At 72.0% G+C, this 20,993-nt stretch carries 20 protein-coding genes and 1 pseudogene; 11 read left to right on the top strand and 10 right to left on the bottom strand.

Annotated elements, in window-relative coordinates; all coding sequences use genetic code 11:
* The 3 genes from ACFQ3T_RS21470 to ACFQ3T_RS21480 all read right to left on the bottom strand — a co-directional run.
* Nucleotides 1–833, bottom strand: an 833-nt coding sequence (locus ACFQ3T_RS21470; RefSeq protein ID WP_452603485.1) for a PPE domain-containing protein, incomplete at its 3' end; no start/stop codon positions are given.
* A 99-nt stretch (nt 834–932) separates the two neighbouring features.
* On the bottom strand, nt 933–1,478 hold the full coding sequence (locus ACFQ3T_RS21475) for a DUF3558 domain-containing protein (RefSeq protein WP_380725140.1): 546 nt from the start codon (nt 1,476–1,478) through the stop codon (nt 933–935).
* 45 nt (nt 1,479–1,523) lie between these two features.
* Nucleotides 1,524–1,979 carry a hypothetical protein gene (locus tag ACFQ3T_RS21480; protein WP_380725142.1) on the bottom strand — a complete coding sequence of 152 codons (456 nt, stop codon included), beginning with the start codon at nt 1,977–1,979 and terminating at the stop codon, nt 1,524–1,526.
* Between the two features lie 668 nt (nt 1,980–2,647).
* Between ACFQ3T_RS21480 and ligD the strand changes: the two genes are divergently transcribed.
* The 6 genes from ligD to ACFQ3T_RS21510 all read left to right on the top strand — a co-directional run bounded on the left by ligD (nt 2,648) and on the right by ACFQ3T_RS21510 (nt 8,967).
* Nucleotides 2,648–3,628: a non-homologous end-joining DNA ligase gene (ligD, locus tag ACFQ3T_RS21485; protein ID WP_380725144.1), complete on the top strand. Its 981-nt coding sequence runs from the start codon at nt 2,648–2,650 to the stop codon at nt 3,626–3,628.
* A gap of 401 nt (nt 3,629–4,029) precedes the next feature.
* The gene (locus ACFQ3T_RS21490) at nt 4,030–4,191 is read left to right on the top strand and encodes a hypothetical protein (protein ID WP_380725146.1); all 162 of its coding nucleotides are present in this window, start codon (nt 4,030–4,032) and stop codon (nt 4,189–4,191) included.
* Between the two features lie 245 nt (nt 4,192–4,436).
* Nucleotides 4,437–4,634: a hypothetical protein gene (locus ACFQ3T_RS21495; protein ID WP_380725148.1), complete on the top strand. Its 198-nt coding sequence runs from the start codon at nt 4,437–4,439 to the stop codon at nt 4,632–4,634.
* A gap of 131 nt (nt 4,635–4,765) precedes the next feature.
* Nucleotides 4,766–7,540 (top strand): glycosyl hydrolase, encoded by a 2,775-nt coding sequence (locus ACFQ3T_RS21500; protein WP_380725150.1) that lies wholly within the window; start codon nt 4,766–4,768, stop codon nt 7,538–7,540.
* An 85-nt stretch (nt 7,541–7,625) separates the two neighbouring features.
* Nucleotides 7,626–8,228, top strand: coding sequence for a DUF2238 domain-containing protein (locus ACFQ3T_RS21505; RefSeq protein WP_380725152.1), 603 nt, complete (start codon nt 7,626–7,628; stop codon nt 8,226–8,228).
* A 46-nt stretch (nt 8,229–8,274) separates the two neighbouring features.
* Nucleotides 8,275–8,967 (top strand): DUF6319 family protein, encoded by a 693-nt coding sequence (locus ACFQ3T_RS21510; RefSeq protein ID WP_380725154.1) that lies wholly within the window; start codon nt 8,275–8,277, stop codon nt 8,965–8,967.
* A gap of 424 nt (nt 8,968–9,391) precedes the next feature.
* On the opposite strand, the gene ACFQ3T_RS21515 is transcribed toward ACFQ3T_RS21510, so the two are convergent.
* The gene (locus ACFQ3T_RS21515) at nt 9,392–10,909 is read right to left on the bottom strand and encodes an alpha/beta fold hydrolase (protein WP_380725156.1); all 1,518 of its coding nucleotides are present in this window, start codon (nt 10,907–10,909) and stop codon (nt 9,392–9,394) included.
* Nucleotides 10,910–11,057: 148 nt separating this feature from the next.
* Between ACFQ3T_RS21515 and ACFQ3T_RS21520 the strand changes: the two genes are divergently transcribed.
* Nucleotides 11,058–11,969 carry an EamA family transporter gene (locus ACFQ3T_RS21520; protein ID WP_380725177.1) on the top strand — a complete coding sequence of 304 codons (912 nt, stop codon included), beginning with the start codon at nt 11,058–11,060 and terminating at the stop codon, nt 11,967–11,969.
* 128 nt (nt 11,970–12,097) lie between these two features.
* On the opposite strand, the gene ACFQ3T_RS21525 is transcribed toward ACFQ3T_RS21520, so the two are convergent.
* Genes ACFQ3T_RS21525 through ACFQ3T_RS21535 form a run of 3 tightly spaced genes read right to left on the bottom strand, consistent with a single transcriptional unit; the run spans nt 12,098 to nt 14,524 of the window.
* The gene (locus ACFQ3T_RS21525) at nt 12,098–12,622 is read right to left on the bottom strand and encodes a hypothetical protein (RefSeq protein WP_380725158.1); all 525 of its coding nucleotides are present in this window, start codon (nt 12,620–12,622) and stop codon (nt 12,098–12,100) included.
* Nucleotides 12,623–12,637: 15 nt separating this feature from the next.
* Nucleotides 12,638–13,723, bottom strand: coding sequence for an ATP-dependent DNA ligase (locus tag ACFQ3T_RS21530; RefSeq protein WP_380725161.1), 1,086 nt, complete (start codon nt 13,721–13,723; stop codon nt 12,638–12,640).
* Nucleotides 13,724–13,771: 48 nt separating this feature from the next.
* Nucleotides 13,772–14,524, bottom strand: a complete 753-nt coding sequence (locus ACFQ3T_RS21535; protein ID WP_380725163.1) for a pyrimidine reductase family protein — start codon at nt 14,522–14,524, stop codon at nt 13,772–13,774.
* Between the two features lie 39 nt (nt 14,525–14,563).
* Here ACFQ3T_RS21535 and zapE point away from each other — a divergent pair, with 39 nt between their 5' ends.
* From zapE to ACFQ3T_RS21550, 3 genes are all read left to right on the top strand, one after another.
* Nucleotides 14,564–15,574: a cell division protein ZapE gene (zapE, locus tag ACFQ3T_RS21540; RefSeq protein WP_380725165.1), complete on the top strand. Its 1,011-nt coding sequence runs from the start codon at nt 14,564–14,566 to the stop codon at nt 15,572–15,574.
* Between the two features lie 260 nt (nt 15,575–15,834).
* Nucleotides 15,835–16,077 carry a DUF3040 domain-containing protein gene (locus ACFQ3T_RS21545; protein ID WP_380725167.1) on the top strand — a complete coding sequence of 81 codons (243 nt, stop codon included), beginning with the start codon at nt 15,835–15,837 and terminating at the stop codon, nt 16,075–16,077.
* A gap of 249 nt (nt 16,078–16,326) precedes the next feature.
* Nucleotides 16,327–17,964, top strand: coding sequence for an ABC-F family ATP-binding cassette domain-containing protein (locus ACFQ3T_RS21550; protein WP_447009738.1), 1,638 nt, complete (start codon nt 16,327–16,329; stop codon nt 17,962–17,964).
* A gap of 17 nt (nt 17,965–17,981) precedes the next feature.
* Here ACFQ3T_RS21550 and ACFQ3T_RS21555 read toward each other — a convergent pair whose 3' ends face one another.
* Complete coding sequence (locus ACFQ3T_RS21555; protein ID WP_380725171.1) at nt 17,982–18,701, bottom strand: histidine phosphatase family protein; 720 nt, start codon at nt 18,699–18,701, stop codon at nt 17,982–17,984.
* A gap of 61 nt (nt 18,702–18,762) precedes the next feature.
* On the opposite strand from ACFQ3T_RS21555, the gene ACFQ3T_RS21560 reads away from it, so the two are divergent.
* Complete coding sequence (locus ACFQ3T_RS21560; protein WP_380725173.1) at nt 18,763–19,395, top strand: hypothetical protein; 633 nt, start codon at nt 18,763–18,765, stop codon at nt 19,393–19,395.
* Here ACFQ3T_RS21560 and ACFQ3T_RS21565 read toward each other — a convergent pair.
* Together ACFQ3T_RS21565 and rocD are read right to left on the bottom strand one after the other, a co-directional pair.
* The gene (locus tag ACFQ3T_RS21565; RefSeq protein WP_380725175.1) at nt 19,361–20,734 is read right to left on the bottom strand and encodes a DUF2252 domain-containing protein; all 1,374 of its coding nucleotides are present in this window, start codon (nt 20,732–20,734) and stop codon (nt 19,361–19,363) included. The genes ACFQ3T_RS21560 and ACFQ3T_RS21565 overlap by 35 nt on opposite strands.
* Before the next feature lie 62 nt (nt 20,735–20,796).
* Nucleotides 20,797–20,993: pseudogene (gene rocD / locus ACFQ3T_RS21570) on the bottom strand (ornithine--oxo-acid transaminase); the annotation flags it as partial.

Genomic DNA, 20,993 nt, shown 5'->3' on the forward strand with positions numbered 1-20,993 from the left:
GGTCGTGCGCCGGGGGGCAGCGGCCGACCAGGGGGCACCGCCTTGCCGGGCGGGACGTTCTGCTTGCCGCCGGGCGGGAAGGCCGGCGGCAACCACCCGGGCAGCGGCGTGCGGGGCGGCTGCGTCGGCGGAGGCGTGCCGAAGTTGGGCGGCACGGTCGGCGGGGCGACGTTGGGCGGCGGCGCCCACGACGTGGTGGTGGTCCCGGTGGTGGTGCCCACTCCCGTGGTCGCCGTCGTCCCCGGCACACCGCCGGGCCCCACCCGACTCGGGTCGACCGTGCGGGTGGTGACCGACGAGGTGTGCGTTGAGCTGGTGGCCGTGCCCTGGTCTTGCGTCACGGCGGGCATCTCGGCGAACGCGGGCATCGTGCTGGTGGCCGAGCGCATCGCGTCGTCGCGGGACTGCATCACCTGGACGGCCTCGGCCTTGGCGCCGTCCGACTTCGCCTTCTGCGCCGGCATCGCCATCGGCAACGCCGCCAACTGCAGGATCGAGCCGCTGGTGAGCGCGTCGGTGAACATCTTCTTGGGGTCGTACTCGACCGGCTCGGGCATCCGGTTCTTCGCCTCGGCCGCCGCCGTGGTCTGCGTGTGCAGGGCGGTCCCGGTAGCCGTGAAGTGATCACCGGTCATGTCGCTGAACTTCCCGACCTTGGCCAGCGCGGCCCGAGCCCCCTCCGCCGCGCTACCCGTCCAGCCGCCCTGCGAGCCGTTGACGATGACCTGGAAGTCCACCGCCATCTCGGTCAAAGTCGCCCCGATCGACTTCCACTTGTCGGCGACTTGACCGGCCACGCCCGCGTCGAAGTTCTCCTCGACCTGTCGTTTCAAGTCTTCGTGCTGGTGCGCTGGGTAGTTCGCGGTCGGTTCCGGAACTCGCGGCTTCTCTCGGGTCATCTCATCCCCCCTTGGGACGGTACTAACAGCAGGTCAGGGCAGCTTGGGCGCGACCAGTTCGGCGGCTTGCGTGGCACGGGCGCACGCTCCGGCGGTATCGCTCGAGCTGGCCGTGAAGTTGGAGATGAGTTGGACACTGGACGATCCGGAAACCTCGATCACCACGTGGCAGATGTTCTTGGCGCCGTCGAGTGCTTTGGCCAATCGCGCCTCGTACTTTCCAACCTTGGTCGGCGCTACGTCCTTGCCTCGGTAGTCGAGATCGTCGAAGCCCTTACGCGGATTCACCGCGACGAGGAGACCGCCATTTCCGCTCACCTTCCAGCGGCAGGTCTCGGCGCCGCCGATCACCTCTGGTTCACCGGGATTCGTCAGACCGACCTGGGTCACTTCGGCGGAGGTGAGGAGATCGCACGGGTCGACGTCCGCGAGGGCGTTGTCATCTGAAGGCGAGGTGGTGGCGGGGGTGGTCGACGAGTCGGCTTTGGTTCCCGTGGTCGTCGTGGCCGGTGTCGGAGTTCCTGTCGCACCGTCGGAGCAAGCGGTGGTCAACAGGGCGAGACCGGCGACGAAGGCCATCGAAATTCGAGTGAGTGTGCGATTCATCGCAGCTGCGTCATCCCGTCAGAGGTTGTTGAAGGTCTCAGACTTGGCTTCGTCGACGTTCCGGTAGGAAGCCCGACTCTTGTCGACCTGATCCTTGAGGTCCGCAATGGCCTTGACCATTTCCGGGATCACCTCGTTGATGACCTGGTGGCCCAGTTGGGCGTTCACCTTGCCGATGTCTTCGGCGTACCCGCCACCGAGCGGCGTCTGGCTGGCCAGCATTTCGGCATCCGCTTGGATTCCGTCCAGGACGTCCTGCATGTCGGTGAGCTTCTTCAGCATCGTGTCGACGGCTTGCGGGTCCACCGCCAAAGCCTTGGCTTCGTTCGCGGCGGCCAGCGCCTTGGCGGCGGCGACGACGTCGCTCAATCCCATGGTGAACAGGCTGGCGAGCCCACCCCCGCTCTGCTCGCGGTACTGCTTCAAGGCGTACTGACCGACATCCCCCGTCAGCCCCCCGTTGTAACCGGTCACAGCACAAACCTCCCCGATTGCGCTCCGTGGTCAGTCGGAGACTGTATCGAAGCACCGGACACCTGGGGTGGACATCGTCCACCTACATACGAACGGGCTAAGAACTCAGTCAATCCGGTGGTGCGCGGCACTGGCTGGAAGAGATGGACACGCTGGTCGGAGGGCCGTTCAGGCTGGATACGTGGTGTTGCTGTGCTGATCGCCACCACCGTGCGTCGCCACTGCAGGCGGCCCCCGTCCGTGGCCGTGGAGGCAGCGGTCTGCGTCGTCGTCGCGCCCGAGTACAACTGCTGATGTCATTGACGTTCTGGCGGCTTGGGCGCGATCAGTTCTGCGGCGTCGGTCGCGCGCTTGCACGCGGCGGCCGCGTCAGTCGAGTTGGCGGGCAAGCGTTCCGAGCACCTGGACCGAGGATGATTCGGAGACGGCGATGAGCACCTCGCACGCGGCCTCGTCGCCTATGGGATCCGTCAGGGTAACTGCTCGTCGAAACCGCTAGCGTGCACGCGAATGGGCTGGAGGGTGGGTGTCCGTAATACGGGAAAGTGCTGGTTGACGTGCGGTTCGGGCCGGGATATGTGGGATTGCTGTGCTGATCACCACGTCGGCGCGTTGGCCTGCCCCGTCCCACCGGCGTTGTTACCCTCGCCGGTGTGGCGGCCCCAGCTGTGGAACTGAACGTTGGCGAGCGCGTGGTGCGGGTGTCGAACCCGGGCAAGGTGTACTTCCCCGACCGGGGTATCAGCAAGCTGCAGGTGGTCGAGTACTACCTGGCCGTCGCTGAGCCCCTGTTGCGGGTCCTGCGGGATCGGCCCACCACGTTGAAGCGGTACGTGGACGGGGTCACCGGCGAGGCGTTCTACCAGAAGCGGTTGCCCAAGGGGGCTCCCGAGTGGGTGGAGACGGCCCGGGTCAAGTTCCCGTCCGGACGGCCCGCGGACGAGGTGTGCCCGACCGAGCCCGCGGTGTTGGCGTGGGCGGCCAACCTGGGGACGTTCGACTTCCACCCGTGGCCCGTGCGGCGGTCCGACACCGATCGGCCGGACGAGCTGCGCGTCGACCTCGACCCCCAGCCGGGCACGGACTTCCGCGACGCGGTCGAGGTCGCGTTCGTGCTGCGCGAGGTGTTGGAGGAGCTCGGGCTCACCGGGTACCCGAAGACGTCCGGCGGACGGGGCGTGCACGTCGCCGTGCGCATCCGGCCCGAGTGGGACTTCGTGGACGTGCGCCACGCCGTCATCGCGCTGGCCCGCGAGGTGGAGCGGCGGGTTCCCGACAAGGCCACCACGTCGTGGTGGAAGGAGGAACGCGGTGAGCGCGTCTTCCTCGACTTCAACCAAGCCGCCCGGGACCGCACCATCGCGTCCGCCTGGTCGGTCCGCGGCACGCCCCGCGCCACCGTGTCCACCCCCGTGACGTGGGATCGACTGTCCTCTGTGGACCCCGACGACTTCGACGTCCTCACCGTGCCGAAGTACCTGGCCGACAACGGCGACCCGCACGCGAGCCTGGACGACGAGGCGTTCGGCATCGAGGCGCTGCTCGACTGGTACGCGAACGACGAGCGCGGCGAACTGCCCTACCCGCCCGACTACCCCAAGATGCCCGGCGAGCCACCGCGCGTCCAACCGTCGCGGAAGCGCCAGTAGAGCTGGGGATACGGGTCGGTCTCACGTCCGACCACCAGGTGAACCGACTCCGGGCGCCGGCTGTCCGGGCAGGCACCCGGCGTCGGCGTGCCCTCCATTCGGGCGAGGCCGCAGCGCGTTTGAGGCGACCTGGGGTCCCCTGCGCCGCGTCGCGCACCCATGAAGAGACACCTGAGGGCGGCAAGACGCGCGAAACCGTCCGATTCGGCGAAAACCGTGTACGCCCCGGTGGGCGTGGAGCGGGCGCTGGCGAGTGGAGCCGCGAGTGCCTGTCACCATCGAAGACGGAGGCGTTCGCGCACGCCGGGCGTGCCGGTCGCGGGGGCCGGTGGTCTCAACGGCTGGGAACACCGCTCCCTTGGGGTATCGCGTGGCAGGTGGTCCACGGTCACGCTGAAGTCGTGCCGACTCGAAGCCTGGAAGTGCTGTTGCCCGCCGACCTGTCCGCCCGCGACTACGCGGCCGTCGCCCATGCCATCTGGGCGGTGCTGGACGAGGTCGGGCTCGGTGAGGAGAGCTCGTTGCGGACTGACGACGAGGCCGGTGACGACGTGAACGGCTGACACCGGCTGAGACCGAAGTCGACGCGCTCGGGGGCCGAGGCGTCGTGCACCCGACCTCGGCGTCGCCGTCGGGCTGGACGGCGACGCCGGCCGGGACGTGTCACGCCAGGTCGGCAGGGGTGGAGGAGATCGGGAACCACGCAGGCGCCTTGCGCCAACCGGCTGTTTCCCCACGCGCGTCAGCCGCGATCCGACTGGTCCTCTCGTACCATGGACGGCGACGCCGAAGAGAGGGAGGCAAGTCGATGACGAATGCGTACGTGGTGCGGTTCGTCGGTGGTCCCCTCGACGGCCGGGTCGACTCCCACGCCAAGGCGCCCGAGGCCCCGAAGCAGACCGTCACCCACGTCCACCTGCACGGCGGCCCCAAGATCGTGCACCACTACGACCTGCAGTACGCGGTCGAGTACGGGTGCGAGTACCACCTCCGCGTCGAGGACTGACCGACCGCCTCCGCGGGCTCTTGACAGGGTCAGAACCAACCAACCGTAGACACGCGGCAACCTGGCGGTTTACCGTTTGCCATGCGTGAGAGCGCTCTCACAGAGCTGTGAGTTCCTGTTGGAGGTTCCCTGTGCGTTCAATCCGCCCCCACCTGGCGGCCTTGGCGGTCGCCGTGGCCGCGGCTGCCGCTGTCCCTCTCGTCCTGACCGGAACGGCCAACGCCGTCACGGTCGGGGCCGGTAGCTACGCCACCACCCGTCCGGCGGGCGCGGTCGGCCCGTCCGACTCCAACGGCGCTCCCGTGACGCCGAAGGTCACCGCCCGCATGGCCGGCCGGCCCGTCCCCACCAACGACTGGTGGTCGTCGCTGGCCTTCCAGCGCTACCCGGGCAACCCGTACTCCGAGAACATGTACGCCCACCCGCTGACCTTCCACGCGGCGGCGCAGGGGCTCGGCGTCGGCAACCCCAAGACGCCGAACATCACCCCCGACGGCCGGTTCTACGAGTTCATGCACCAGGACGACCTGTTCGTCGGCGTGAGCGGCCTCAACGCGCCGCGCACGCAGGTCGACGGCTGGTCCGACTGGACCGTCACTCCCTTGTGGACGGACGGGACGCGCACCCTGCGCACCACGATCGGCCACGGCTCGCCGTACGTGTACGCCGAGGCGACCGGCGGCACGGCCCGCGTCGGGTTCAACGGCGCCACCACGATCTGGAGCAACACCGGCACCACGCTCGGCGTCTCCGTCAACGGCCGTGACTACGCGCTGTTCTCGCCGAGCAACTGGAACGTCGTCGGCACCGCCGAGGCCACCTCGCCGGCCGCCTTCTTCTCCGTGGCCGCGCTGCCCAGCCGCGACGCGCTGTCCCTGTTCCAGCGCTACGCGTTCTCCTTCGTGACCGACACCAAGGTCAGCTGGACCTACAACTCGGCGAATGCCCAGCTCACCGCCACCTACACGGCGACGACCACGGCTCGCCAGGGCACCCAGACGGGCACCCTCCAGGCCCTCTACCGGCACCAGTGGCTCAACTCCACCGACGCCGTCACCCCCTACCGCTACGCCTCCCCGCGCGGTGAGATGCGGCTGCGCGAGGGCTCGTCGTTCACGACCCGCAGCACGTTCAACGGCGTCCTGCCCGCGTTGCCCCTGTCCTCGGCAGCCGACCAGAACCGCCTGCGCGCCGAGATCGACCAGGAGCTGAACGCCGCCGACCCGTGGAAGGGCGCGGCCGACACGTACTGGACCGGCAAGGCGCTGTGGCGCCTGGCGGCGCTCGCCCGCGTCGCCAACCAGATCGGCTACACGACGGGCCGCGACCGGCTGATCACGATGGTCCGCGACCGGCTCACCGACTGGCTGACCGCCACGCCCGGCGAGCCCGACAAGCACTTCGTCTACGACTCGACGTGGGGCACGCTGACCGGTTACCGCGCCTCCTACGGCACGGACGCCGAGCTGAACGACCACCACTTCCACGCCGGCTACTACGTGCTGGCCGCGTCCGTCGTGGCGCAGCACGACGCCGCGTGGGCGGCCGACTCCCGCTACGGCGGCATGATCAAGCTGCTGGTGAAGGACGCCAACAACTACGACCGCGGCGAGACCAGGTTCCCGTTCCTGCGCAACTTCGACGCGTACGCGGGCCACGGCTGGGCGTCCGGCCACGCCGGCTTCGCGCACGGCAACAACGAGGAGTCCTCGTCCGAGGGGATGATGTTCGCCACCGCCGCCGTGCTGTTCGGCCAGGCGACCGGTGACACCGCCCTGCGCGACGCGGGCATCTACCTGCACACCACGCAGGAAACCGCGATCGCGCAGTACTGGTTCGACAAGGACGACGCGGTGTTCCCGCCCGCCTTCCAGCACGGCACGGTCGGCATGGTGTGGGGCGCGGGCGCCAGCTACAGCACGTGGTGGACGGCGAACCCCGAGGAGATCCACGGCATCAACATGCTGCCGATCACCGGCGGCTCGCTGTACCACGCCGACTACAAGGCCGACGTGCTGCAGAACATCAACGAGCTCCGCGCCAACAACGGCGGCACCGAGGTCGAGTGGAAGGACATCATCACCCAGTTCCTCGCGATCGCCGACCCGGCGCAGGCGATGGCCAACTACGGCAGCGGCCTCAGCCCCGAGGACGGCGACTCGCGGGCGCACGCCTACCACTGGATCTCGTCGCTCAACACCTACGGCACGCCCGACACGTCCGTCACCGCGAACGTGCCGACGCACGCCGTGCTGAGCAAGAACGGCGCCCGCACGTACGTGGCCTACAACCCGGGCTCGGCGGCGACCACGGTGACGTTCTCCGACGGGCAGACGCTGAACGTCCCGGCGTCGTCCACGGCGTGGCGCGGCCCGGCCGGCAGCGGTGTCGACTCGGGTTCCGGCGGCGTGAACCCCACGTCCCCGACCACCACGACCACCACGACGACGACCACCACCACCACCACCACGACCACGACGGCTCCGCCGGTCACCCGTGACGCGTTCGGCACCATCCAGGCCGAGTCGTACGACCAGCACCACGGCGTGTTCAAGGAGACGACCACGGACGTCGGCGGCGGCCAGAACATCGCCGGCATCGCCAACGGCGAGTGGGCGCTCTTCCGGGGTGTCGACTTCGGCACCCGCACCGGCCGCCAGTTCATCGCCCGCGTCGCGAGCGGTGCGGCGGGTGGCGTGAGCGGCCTGGTGGAGGTCCGCGTCGGCAGCCCGACGGCGGCGCCGCTCGGCAGCTTCGCCATCGCCAACACCGGCGGCTGGCAGAGCTGGCGCACCGTGCCGGCCAACATCACCGGGCTGACCGGCAAGCACGACGTGTACCTGACCTTCACCAGCGGCCAGCCGGCCGACTTCGTGAACGTCAACTGGATCCAGTTCGGTTCCTGATCCTGATCGGTGACCGGGGCGGCGAGGGGAACGGTTCCCTCGCCGCCCCTGTCCTGTGTGGACCGGGATGCGGCAGGATCGCGGGATGGAGCGCAGGGATCGCCTTCCGGTCGTGCTGGCGGGATTGGTCGTGGTGGCGGTCGCCGTGTCCGCCATTCGGCCCAAGAGCTACGGGACGTGGCTGCTGGAGGTGGCGCCCATCGCCATCGCGCTGCCGCTGCTGGCGTGGACGTACCGCCGGTTCCCGTTGACGCGGCTCGCGTACTGGCTCGTCTTCGGGCACGCCCTGGTGCTCGCGCTAGGCGCGCACTACACGTACGCCGAGGTGCCGTTCGGGGACCTCTGGACCGACCGCAACCACTACGACCGGTTCGCGCACTTCGTCCAGGGCTTCGTGCCGGCGGTGCTCGCGCGCGAGGTGCTGCTGCGCCGGACGCCGCTGCGGCCGGGCGGGTGGACGTTCTTCCTCGTCTCGGCGACGTGCCTGTCGGTGAGCGCGGTCTACGAGTTCGTCGAGTGGGCGGGCGCGGTGATCGGCGGCGAGGCGGCGACGGACTTCCTTGGCACGCAAGGGGATGTCTGGGACACGCACTGGGACATGCTGCTCGCGCTGGTGGGCTCGGTGGTGTCGCAGTGGGTGTTCGCGCGCCCGCACGACCGGCAGCTCGCGGAATTGTCGGTGCGGTAGGGCAAGCTGCACCACGACGGATCTTGTGCAAGTCGTGGAGGTACCGATGGCGAAGGCGAAGCAGAGCTCGTTGTCCGAGGAGGACATCGACCACTTGCGCGCGGAACTGGCCGCCGGTCGCCCGGCCCAGGTCTGGTTCACCTCCGCCGCGGTGGGGGTGGAGGCTGGGCGGTCGGCGAAGGTGGTGGCGTTCACCGACCCGGCCGAGGGCGACTACATCCAGGTGCGGCCGACGGGGGAGAAGGACGAGCTGTCGTTCTCGCCCGCCGAGCTGACGGTGGAGAAGCCCGCGCCGCGCAAGCGGACCCCGGCGCCCGCGTCGGCGCCCGAACCGGCGGCCCCCGCGCCGGTCGAGCACATCTACACGCCCGCGCCGCCGCCGGCCAAGCCGAAGCCCGCGCCCGCGCCACCGTCGGTCGAGCGCAAGCCCGCCGAGCGGAAGCCGGCCGCGCGCAAGCAGGCGAAGCCGGCGGAGGTGACGGTGACCCTGGTGTCGACCGCCGAGGGCGAGTGGACGGTCGACGTGCAGTGGGGGTCGCGGCGGACGTTGAAGGCGGCTCCGGTGGCCGCGTCGGCGGTGGCGCAGGCGGCGAAGTTGCTGCCCGCGGAGGTGGACGAGGCGGTGGACAGCGTGCTCAGCGCGGCGCGCGAACGCCACCTGGCCCGGGTCGAGCAGCTGCGCGCGGAGCTGGAGGCGGCGCAGCGGGCGCTGGACGAACTGACCGCCGAAGGGACGTGAACACGTATTGCAACATCTTGATGATTGGCGTTCCGCGATCGGGTGAGGGGACTTCCCCTGCCCAGCGGTAGAGCGGACCGTGGGGTCGAAATACCTTCGGTCGCAGGACATCCGCTCGACGCAGGGGAGCCAACGATGGTGGTAGAGATCATGACGGTGGAGCACGCCCAACTGGACGGCTGCGGTTGCTGCAACGGCTGCACCGGACCCGGCTGCGGGTGTTGCTCCAGCTGCTAGGCGCCGAGCCGGCAGCCCGTCGACCCGAGCACCACCGCCCGGCCCCGGCCGCCCCAGCGCGCCGGGGCCGCGCCACGCACCGCGTTCACCCCTGAGCACGGGCCGGGGTACGGGCGCGTGCGGCTGTGCGAGTTCGCGGCGCGGCGTGGGCGTGACGTGGGCGTGGCTGCGCGCAATCGGGTTCGGCTCAGGGCGGGCAGACGGTGCCGCTGCTCGGCACCTTCGCGTTCACCAGGAACTCCTCGGCCGCCGTCGTCGCGCAGGCCGAACGGCCCAGGGCGCCGTGACCCCCGCCTTGCCACCCGACCACGATGCCGGCCGGCAGGGCCTGCGCCGCCCGCTCACTGCCCACCCTCGGCGTGACGGGGTCCGTCGCGGTCGTCAGGACCACGATCGGGGGCGCCCCCACCAGCTTCGGCGGCTTCACGGGCTGCGGCACGGGGAACGGGCCGCACATCAGCAGCTTGCGGGCGAAGTAGGCGCCGAACAGCGGGTGCTTCGTGTTCCAGTCCTCGGCCAGGCCGGCCACCCGCTCGGGCGGGATGCGGGTCGTCGTGTCGTTGCACCCGGTGACGATGCCCGCGTCCAGCCACGGCGGGTCTTCCTCGTTGTCGAGCAGGAGCGGGTTGACGAACGCGCTCAGCTTCGTCCCGTCACCGCCCTCGGCCGCGACCAGGGCGTCGGCCAGCGCGGGCCACCGGGGGCGGTCCGCGAGACCCGCCAGCACGGCCACCGTCGCGGTGCCCGGGGTCAGGTCGAAGTCGTCACCGCGCACCGGCCGGTTCCGCAACGAGCCCAGCAACGCGGTGAACCGGTCCGACGCCGCCGCGCCCAACGGGCACCCGCGCAGCACGCAGTCCTTCTCGAACGCCGCGAACGTCTCCTGCGCCGCCACCGCCTGCGTCTCCGCCACCGCCGACACGTCGAGCGTGGGGTCGGGCGCGCCGTCGAACACCATCCGCCCGATCCGGTCCGGGTACCGGCTCGCGTACAGCGACAGCACCCGCGACCCCTCGCCGACGCCGATGCCGTTGAGGTGCGCCACGCCCAACGCCTCGCGCAGCTGCTCCAGGTCCGCCGACGCCCGCCACGAGTCCACGGCCGTCAGCCGGTTCTCCAGGTCGAGCACGCACTCGCGGCTCGCCAACGTGTAGGCGTCGACCAGGTCGTCCTGGTCCTCCGCGCCCGGATCGGCCTCCAGGATGCCCACCCGCGCCACGTCCGGCACGCACTGCACGCCGTCCGACATGCCCGTGCCCCGCCGGTCGACGCCGATCAGCGTGAACGTGCTCAGCACCGACGGCGGGAGGCTCGCCGCCAACCGCGCCGCGGTCAACGTGCCCGGCTCGCCGTCCGCGTCGCCGACGACCACCAGCGGGCTGCCGCCGGTGCCCACGCGCAGCAGCGACAGCCCGAGGCTGCCCCGTCCGGGACGGCTCGGGACGTCCAGCCGCACGGTCAGCCGCCCGCACTCGTACTCGTGCCCGGAGGCCGGCGCGGTGTCACCCAGCCGGGCCTTCGTCGAGTCGGTGCACGACGACCACGACAGGCCGGCCGACTCGTAGTTCTCCAGCGGCGGGACCTCGCGCGGCCCGGACGGCACGGTGGCCACCGACGTGTCGTCGCCCTCACCGTGCACCGCGATCACCGGGCGGGTCGACGGACCCGCGCTGCACGCGGCCAGCGCGCTCAGGGCCACCAGCATCAGGGTGGCGTGACGCCGACGCGGCACAGCGGTCCTCGCTCTCTGGCGACAGTGGTCGTCCACGGTTCAGCCCATCCGGCGGTGGTCGTGCAGAGCCTCACACAGTCCAGGTGAGACTTCGGTGAGCGGGCTGGTGGAGGATGGCCGGGTGGTCACGGTGCACGTCGAAGGACTCCCCGAACGCAGGCCGGCCCGCTCCGGGCCGTTCACGCTCGCCGCCAGGGCGTACGGCGCGATCCCGCCGCCCGCGCTGGTGCTGCTGGGCGTCGTCAGCGTGCAGGTGGGCGCGGCCGTCGCGAAGCAGCTGTTCACCCTGGCGGGTGCCGCGGGCACGGTCACGATGCGGCTCGTGCTGGCCGCCGTCGTGCTGCTGGTGGTGTGGCGGCCGTCGCTGCGGCTCGACCTGCGCACGTACGCCGTCATCGCGGGCTACGGCCTGGTGCTCGGCGCGATGAACCTGTGCTTCTACCAGGCGATCAAGCACATCCCGCTGGGCGCGGCGGTCACCATCGAGTTCCTCGGCCCGCTGGCGGTGGCGGTGCTCGGCTCGCGGCGCTGGCTGGACGGCCTGTGGGCGCTGCTGGCGGCGGCCGGCGTCCTGCTGCTGACCAGGGTGGACGGCGGCCTGGCGCTGCCCGGTGTGCTGTTCGCGCTGGGCGCGGCCGTGTGCTGGGCCGGGTACATCCTGCTGGCGGCGGCGCTGGGCAGCCGCACGGCCGACGGCAAGGGCCTGGCGCTGGCGATGGTGTTCGGCGCGGCGCTGGCGCTGCCGTTCGGGGTGGCCGAGGCGGGCACGATGCTGCTCAACCCGGTGGTGCTGATCGCGGGCACGGCGGTGGCGCTGCTGTCGTCGGTGATCCCGTACTCGGTGGAGCTGGACGCGCTGCGCCGCATCCCGCCACGCGTGTTCGGCATCCTGATGAGCCTCGAACCGGCCGTCGCCGCGCTGGCCGGGCTGGTCGTGCTGCACGAGGCCCTGCACCCGGCGCAGTGGGTCGCCGTGTTCTGCGTGGTGCTGGCGTCGATCGGCGCGACCAAGACCGCGAAACCGGACGTCTGACCGGCGGACGAGCGGCCGACGAGTGACCGGGGGCGGGCGAGCGGCCGGCCGGCGATCAGCGCGCCGGCGGCGGGCGCGTGCTTCGGACGAGCAGCGCACCGGCGACGGGCGTCAGGGGTGACGTCGGGCTAAGCCTTGGCGGCGGGCTCGGCGACCGGCTCGGCGCGCGGCTCGGCGTCGGGCTTCGCCGGTGCGTCCGACCCCGGCGCGGACCCGGCGGGAGGGGGCTCCTCGGCGCTCAGCCGGCCGTCGATCAGCTCGCCGCCCCGCTGCTCGAACACCGTCGCGTAGGCCGCCGAGTACTTCCGGTACACCGCGAGCACGTCACCCGTCCCCGCCCCGGCGACGTCGGCCCGGAACTCGTCCCGCAGCCGCCGCATGGTGTTCACGTCACCGCGCCGCTTCTGGCTGTGCAGGTACGGCTTGAAGGTGACGTTCAACCCGCCGACGACGGCCGCGGTGAGCAGCAGGACCTTGCCCAGCGCCGTCTCCGACGAGGTGAAGCCCACCGCCAGCACGGCCGGCACCAGGATCAGCACCACCGTGTAGCAGAGCCCGGTCGTCCGGTGCACGACCCGCCACAGCGCCATGCGCCGGCAGTCGTGCCGCATGCGGTCGTCGAGTTCCCGGATGAGCGCGTCCACGTCAGCCACAACCCGCCACGGTACTCAGCGCACGCCCTTCCCGGGGCGGACTTCGCCGCGCAGCACCGATTCCACGTCGTAGCGGGCCGGCTGGTCGAGCTGGTCGTAGCGGCACGACGACGGCTCGCGGTCCGGCCGCCAGCGGCGGAACTGGCCGTTGTGCCGCAGCCGGGCCGGCGCCGCGCCCTCGGTCTGCGTGTACGAGATCTCCAGCACCCGCTCCGGCCGCAGCGCGACCCAGTCGGCGTGCTTGCCGCGCCACCGGTTGATCTCGCCCGGCAGCCGCCTGCCGTCCGGCTCCACCAGCCACGGGTGGTCGTCGGTCGTGATCAGGCCCGCCAGCTCCTCGGCCAGCGCCCGCCGCTCGGCTGCCTTGAACGACCCGACGACGCCGATGTGGTGCAGCACGGCGTCGTCGTCGTGCAGGCCGAGCAGCAGCGACCCGACCGCCGTGCCCGGCTCGGTGTCCTTGTGCCACCGCAGCCCGGCCACCACGCAGTCCGCGGTGCGGGCGTGCTTCACCTTGATCATGCTGCGCTTGCCGGGCGTGTACTCGCCGGCCCCCGGCTTGCCGATGATCCCGTCCAGCCCCGCGCCCTCGAACAGCTCGAACCACTGCAGCGCCACGGCGGCGTCGGTGGTCGCGGGCGTGAGGTACAGCGAGTCGCCGGGCGTGATCAGGCCTTCCAGCGTGGCGCGCCGCTTGGTCCCCGGCTGCTCCAGCAGCACGTCGTCGCCCACGGCCAGCACGTCGAACGCCACGAAGCTGGCCGGCATCTGCTCGGCGAGCAGCTTCACCCGGCTCGCCGCGGGGTGGATGCGCTCGGACAGCGCGTCGAAGTCCAGCTTGTCGTCCTTGGCGACGACCAGTTCGCCGTCCACCACGATCCGGGGCGGCAGGGTGCGCCGCAGCGCGGCCTCGGCCTCGGGGAAGTACCGGTTGAGCGGTTTGCCGCTGCGGGACTGGAGGACGACCTCGTCGCCGTCGCGGAACACCAGGCAGCGGAAGCCGTCCCACTTGGGCTCGAACACCAGGTCCGCGTCCGTGGGGATGCGGTCGACGGCGTTGGCCAGCATGGGCTGCACGGGAGGGTTCAACGGGAGCGCCACCCGGCCATCCTGCCTGGTGACCGGCCCTACCGCACGGGAAAGCCGGGATCAGTCCCCGTCCGCCCTGCGGTAGCGCAGCAGCAACGCGCTCTCGTGGTGCAGCACCGACGCCAGGTCCATCGAGCGCGGCGCGGCGGGCAGCGGCCCGGTCGCGATCCGCCCGGCGTCGCCGCCCGCGAGCAGCGGGGAGAACGTCACGCACAGCACGTCCACCAGGTCGGCCTCGATCAGCGCCCCGAACAGCGTCGGCCCGCCCTCGCAGTCGACCCGGCGCAGGCCCCGCTCGTCCAGCGCGGCGAGGGCTGCCCGCAGGTCGACCACCCCGTCGTCACCGCCCGCGACCACGACGTCCGCGCCCGCGTCGACCAGCGCGTCCAGCCGCTCCCGCGGCGCGGCGGACGTGGTGAGGACGATCGGCGGCACGGACGTGCTGGTCAGCAGCGTGGACGTCGGCTCGATCGAGCACCGCGCCGTCACCACGGCGATCGGCGGCACGGGCGCCAGCCCCAGCCGGGCCCGCCGCGACGCCCGCACCTCGCCCGCCTTGACGCCCTGGTAGCCCTCGACCAGGGCCGTTCCCGCGCCGACCAGCACCACGTCGCACAGGTCGCGGCCGAGCATGAACACCTTGCGGTCGGCCTCGTTGCCCAGCCCCGCGGACCGACCGGCCACCGACACCGCACCGTCCACGCTGGACACGAAGTTGACCTGCACCCAGGGCCGGTCCAGCCCGTCGGGGTAGTCGTAGAGGCGCTCCAGTTCCGCGTCCGTGATCTCGCCCTCGCGTGGTGGCCACAACATCCGCACCTCCACATCCCAGCACGCCGCTACCATCCGGGCATGTCCGCCCCGCCGCGCCTGTCCGACCGCGTCCCGCACGTCGCGGCGGACGAACTGGTGGACGCCCTGGTCCCGCCGCCGCGCTTCGACCGCGTCCGCTTCGACACCTACGTGCCGAACCCCGACGAGCCGAGCCAGGCGGCGGCCGTGAAGGCGTGCCGCGAGTTCGCCGAACGCGTGTCCGAGGGCGGTGGCGAGGGCTGGCTGGGCCGGCTGTTCAAGCGGTCCGGCCAGGACGACGCCAAGCCCGGCCTGTACCTCGACGGCGGGTTCGGCGTCGGCAAGACGCACCTGCTGGCGTCGATCTGGCACGCCGTGCCCGGCCCGAAGGCGTACGGCACGTTCGTCGAGCTGACGAACCTGGTCGGCGCGCTCGGCTTCGGCGAGACGGTGCGCCGGCTGTCGTCGCACCGGCTGCTCGCGATCGACGAGTTCGAGCTGGACGACCCCGGCGACACGATGCTGGTGACGCGCCTGATCAAGGAGCTGACGGCGGCGGGCGTGTCGATCGCGGCGACGTCGAACACGCTCCCGGACAAGCTGGGCGAGGGCCGGTTCGCGGCCGCGGACTTCCTGCGCGAGATCCAGTCCATGTCGGCGAAGTTCACCGTGGTCCGGGTCGACGGCCCCGACTACCGGCACCGCGGCCTGCCCGACGCGCCGCCGCCGATGGCGGACGAGGAGCTGGTGGCCAAGTCGGAGAGCACGCCCGGCAGCACGCTGGACGACTTCGCCGACCTGTGCGAGGCCCTGGCGCGCATCCACCCGTCGAGCTACGGGCGGCTCGTGGACGGCGTGACCGCCGTGCACCTGCGCGGCGTGCGGCCCGCGCCGGACCAGGCGGTGGCGTTGCGGCTGGTCGCGCTGGGCGACCGGTTGTACGACCGGGACATCCCGGTGGCCGTCTCGGGCGAGCCGCTGTCGGAGCTGTTCACGGCCGAGATGCTGCGCGGCGGGTACCGCAAGAAGTACCTGCGGGCGGTCTCCCGGCTGGTCGCGCTGTCCCGCTGAGCGGTCCCGGTGCGGCCCCCGTCCGGACGCCTGGGCACCCGCGCAGGCCCCATCCGGACCCCGCGCAGACCCCGTCCGGACCCACGAGTGGACCGCCGTGCGGACCCCCGCGCAGACCCACGAGTGGACCCACCGGTGGACCGTCGAAGAGGCCGCCCCGAGAGGTGCCTCCGGAGGTCCCCGGAGAGGCCGCCGGACACCGCTAAACCCCCGTTCAGCGGTGGTTTTGCGGGTGGGGCGCCGGGTATCCCACGCCCGTGATGAGCGAAGCGGAACGCCGCACCCTGAGTGAGATAGAGAGCAGACTCGCGGACGAGGAGCCGGGCCTGGCCTCGGCGCTCGTCGCCGGGAAACCCCGGTACCCGGTGCTCAGCTACGCCCTCGTGGGCACGTTCGCCTGCCTCGGCGTGCTGCTGCTGTTCCTCGGCGCGTTCGGCCCGGCGCTCGCATCGCTCGGGTTCGGCGCCGTCCTCATGCTGATGCGCGGTTACACCTGGCGTTGACCGGCGCCACGTCCCTCCGGGGACACGGGACCTCGCGGGCCCCGCACGAGCCCGCGCGCGCCACCACGTCCCAGCCCTTCTTCACGGTGCCCACCACGGCCGTCGCGATCCGCTTCGCGCACGAGCAGGGGGCGGCCGCGTCCGGGCCGTCGGGATGGGTGGCGACCGCCTTCAACGGCGGCCCGCGGCCCGGTCCGCGCTCAGCCGGGTGAGCTTGACCGCGGAATCCGCTGGCTCTCGGACCCGGCCATGCCGGACCATGCGCGGGTGGGATACCTGGACGCCAACGGCCTCGCCTTCCGACTGCCCGACGGACGCGAGCTGTTCCGCGACGTGTCGTTCAAGGTCGGCACGAACAGCGTGGTCGCGCTGGTCGGCGCGAACGGCGTCGGCAAGACGACGTTGCTGCGCATCCTGTCGAACGAGCTGGCGCCGACCGCGGGCAGCGTCCGCGTGCAGGGCGGCCTGGGCGTGATGCCCCAGTTCGTCGGCTCGGTCCGGGACGAGAGCACCGTGCGCGACCTGCTGCTGGCCGCGTCGCCCGCGCCGCTGCGGGCCGCCGCCGAGGCGCTGGACGCCGCCGAGCTGGAGCTGATGGAGACCGACGACGAACCGGCCCAGATGCGCTACGCCGACGCGATCACCGCGTGGGGCGAGGTCGGCGGGTACGACGCCGAGGTGCTGTGGGACACGGTGACGGTCGCCGCGCTCGGCGTGCCGTTCGACCGGGCCCGGTTCCGGGAGGTCCGCACGCTCTCCGGCGGCGAGCAGAAGCGCCTGGTGCTCGAAGCGCTGCTGCGCGGGCCGGAGCAGGTGCTGCTGCTGGACGAGCCGGACAACTACCTCGACGTGCCGGGCAAGCGGTGGCTGGAGGAACGGCTCGGCGAGACCGGCAAGGCCGTGCTGCTGGTCAGCCACGACCGGGAACTCCTCGACGTCGCCGCCACCCACGTGGTCACGGTGGAGGCGCACTCGGCGTGGACGCACGCGGGCTCCTTCGGCACGTGGCACGCCGCCCGCGCCGCGCGCATCGACCGCCTCGCCGAGCTGCACCGCCGCTGGAACGAGGAGCACGACCACCTCAAGGAACTCGTCCGCACGCTCCAGGTCCAGGCCCGGATCAGCGAGGTGATGGCGGCGAAGTACCGGGTCATGCGGGCCAAGCTGGAGCGGTTCGAGGAGGCCGGCCCGCCGCCCGAGCTGCCGAGCGACGAGAAGGTGACGCCGCGGCTGCGCGGCGGTCGCACCGGCGTGCGCGCCATCACCTGCGAGGACCTGGAACTGACCGGCCTGATGAAGCCGTTCGACGTCGAGGTGTTCTTCGAGGACCGGGTCGCCGTGCTCGGCTCGAACGGCTCGGGCAAGAGCCACTTCCTGCGCCTGCTCGGCGGCGGCGACGTCGCCCACACGGGGGTCTGCCGCCTCGGCGCGCGGGTCGTGCCGGGCCTGTTCGCGCAGACCCACCAGCACCCGGAGTGGATCGGCCGCACGCTGGTCGACATCCTCTGGCACGGGTCGGACGGCCGCGCGGGGCGTGACCGGGGCGCGGCGATGGCCGTGCTCAGCCGCTACGGCCTCGGCAAGCAGGGCGACCAGCGGTTCGAGACGCTGTCCGGCGGCCAGCAGGCCCGGTTCCAGGTGTTGCTGCTGGAGCTGTCCGGCGCGACGTTGTTGTTGCTGGACGAGCCGACCGACAACCTGGACCTGAACTCGGCCGAGGCGTTGCAGGACGCGCTGGAGGGCTTCACCGGCACCGTCGTCGCGGTCACGCACGACCGCTGGTTCGCCCGCGGGTTCGACCGGTTCCTGCTGTTCCGGTCGGACGGCCAGGTGGTCGAGGTGGACGAGCCGGTGTGGGACGAGACGCGGGTGAAACGGGCCAGGTAGGGACCGCCGGGCACGCCCTAGCCGCCCACCGCCGTCGAGGCGCCCTCGGCCGGCGTCGCCTCGGCGTCGTGCTCGACCAGGTGAGCCGTCTCCGACTCCCGTTCCAGCACCCACAGCCCGTCCTCGCGCCGCCACGACGTCAACGACCCGTGCGGCACGGGCACGTTCCGCGCGAACGCCGTCACGTCCGGCTCGGGCAGGCACTCCAGCAGGTAGCGCAGCAGGAACGCGGTCACCTCGTGCCCGACCAGCAGCACCCGCCGCCCGTCGACGTCGCGCAGCAGCGACCGCAGCCGCAGCGCCACGTCCGCCCACGACTCGCCGCCCGGCGGCCGGTAGTAGAACGCGCCGAGCCGCCGTTCCCGCGCGTGCTCCTCGGGGTGCCGCCGCGCCACGCCGTGCGACGTCAGCTGGTCCAGCACACCCAGCTCACGGTCGCGCAGCCGTTCGTCGACCCGCGTCCGCGGGTGCCCCGGCAGCGCCAGCCGGGCGGTGGCGATGGTCCGCCGGTACGGCGACGACACCACCACGTCCGGCCACCGCTCGCGCGGCATCGCGGCGAACCACCGCCCCAGCGCCCGGCCCTGCCGCTCGCCCTCGGGGGACAGCGGCACGTCCGCCTCCCGCACCGCGACGTCCACGACCTCGTGGCCGGCCGACTCGGCGGCCTCCCGCGCGAGCGCGGCCTCGCACTCGCCGTGCCTGATGAGCCCGATCCACTCCACCCCAGCGAACATAGCCGCCCTCCGCCGCGCGGGCACTCCCGGCGTTCATCCGGGCGCGGTACAACTTCGGCCCGTGGACGTGGACGCGTACTGCGAACGCCTGGCGCCCGGGCTGTGGGCCGAACCGCTCAACGCCGTGAGCAACGCGGCCTTCCTGGTCGCCGCCGCCCTGCTCTGGTGGCGGCACCGGCCCCGGACCGGGGACCTCCGGGCGCTGCCGGTGCTGCTCGCCCTCGTCGGGCTGGGCAGCCTGAGCTTCCACACCGTGGCCGACACCGTCACCAACTGGCTCGACATCGGGTTCATCGCGGTCTACGTGATCTGGTACCTGATCGTGTTCGCGCGCCACCACCTGGACGCCCGCTGGGCGCTCGCCTGGTTGGCCGCGCCCGCGTTCGTGGTGCTCGCCGTCGCCGTCGCGCCGCTGGGCGCGATGATCCCCGGCGGTTCGGGCATCTACCTCGCGCCGTTCCTGTCACTGCTGGTCGTCACGGTGATCGCGGCGGTCCGCCGGCTGCCGTGGCACGACCTGGCGGCGGCCGCGGGCGTGTTCGTGGTGTCGGTGACGCTGCGGACGCTCGACCAGCCCCTGTGCGGGGTGTGGCCGAGCGGCACCCACTACGCCTGGCACGTGCTGAACGCCGTGGTGCTGTTCCTGGTGGCCCGGCAGGTCATCCGACGTCAGCGGGCAGCCGACCCGACCTGACCGCCGCCACCAGCGCCTCGTGGTCGGCGGTCGTCCGGTCGGCGTAGTCCAGCGCGTACCGGGCGATCGCGTCGTCCAGCTCCTCGCCGTTCGCGCAGTACCCGGCCAGCAGCCGGGGGTCCACCGACCGGCTGTGCGCGCGGGCCAGCAGTCCGCCCGCGAGCCGCCCGTAGTCGTCCAGGTCGTCCCGCTTCAACGTGGTCGCATCGATCTCGCCCTTGCGGTTGCGGAACTGCCGGACGATGTAGTGGCGTCCCTCGATGGTGGTCCAGCCGAGCAGGATGTCGGTCTCCACCTGCACGAGCCGCGCGCCGTGCACGATCCGCTTGCCCTCGTGCTTGGCGGGCGGCGCGCCGAGGAACGGGGCCAATGCCGACGGGCGGGCTTCCTTCGCCTGCAGGACCAGCGCCTCGTCACCGTTGCCGTGCAACAGGACCAGGTAGTTGCGCCAGCCGACGCTGCCGGTGCCGACCACGCGGAACGCCACGTCCGACACGCTGTAGCGGGTGATCAGGTTGTGCCGCGACTCGCGCAGAGTGTCCACATAGGACGGTAGGGCGTCCACGACGGACTGCGCCGCTTCGGGGGAGATGCGGGACAGCACGGGCGGGTCCGGCACGAACCGGATGTGCTCGCCCTCGCGCCGCGTCCACTTCGCCGCCACCCGCGCGCTGGTGTTCTTGCGCGCCTTGGACGCGGCCTTGGTGAAGTCGTCCATCAGGTCGTCGGCCTTGGTCTTGGACAACGCCGACTCGTCGCCCAGGGCGTTCCACGACTCCATGAACGGGATCTCGGCCAGGTGCCGCGCCGCGCCGCGGTAGGCGCGCACCGCGTCGGACGCCGCGTCGCGGCAGCCCTTCTCCGACACGCCGCCCTCGCGGCCCGCCAGCACGAGCGACGTCGCCAGCCGCTTCAGGTCCCACTCCCACGGGCCGGGCAGCGTCTCGTCGAAGTCGTTGATGTCCATGACGATCCGGCCCTCGGGCGTGCCGTAGAGGCCGAAGTTCGCCGCGTGCGCGTCACCGCACAGCTGCGCGTCCAGCCCGCTGCGCGCGCCGAGCGCCAGGTCGCCCGCCATCAGCCCGGCGCTGCCCCGGAAGAAGGCGAACGGCGAGACGAGCATCCGGCCGACCCGCAGCGGCACGAGGTGCGGCAGACGGCCCTCGTTCGACGCGTTCACGAACTCGACCACGCTCGGCCGGTCGGGCGCGAGCGGCATCTTGCGGTGCGCCTCGTGGCTCACCGCCGCCCGCAGCCCCCGACCGCGCGCCAAGACCTCTTCCGGCTCGACCCACCGCCCGAGAGTGACAGCTGCCTCAGCCCGCTTGCGTTCGCCCATGCGGGTAAGGATGCGTTACGGACCCGCCGGATACGTGCGCCTCGACACGTCTGTGACCTGCATTAACGCTGCGTGCTCAGCACCTCGCTGAGGGCATCGACGCCGAGGTCCAGCTCCTCCCGGGTGATCACGAGCGGGGGAGCGACGCGCAGGGTGGTGTCCTGGGTCTCCTTGCACAGCACGCCCAGCCCGGCCAGCGCCTCGGACGCCTCCCGGCCGCGCGGCCCGCCGGGCGCGATCTCGACGCCCGCCCACAGCC

Origin of the sequence: Saccharothrix hoggarensis (genome assembly GCF_042678885.1) — a bacterium.
Classification (GTDB): domain Bacteria; phylum Actinomycetota; class Actinomycetes; order Mycobacteriales; family Pseudonocardiaceae; genus Actinosynnema; species Actinosynnema hoggarensis.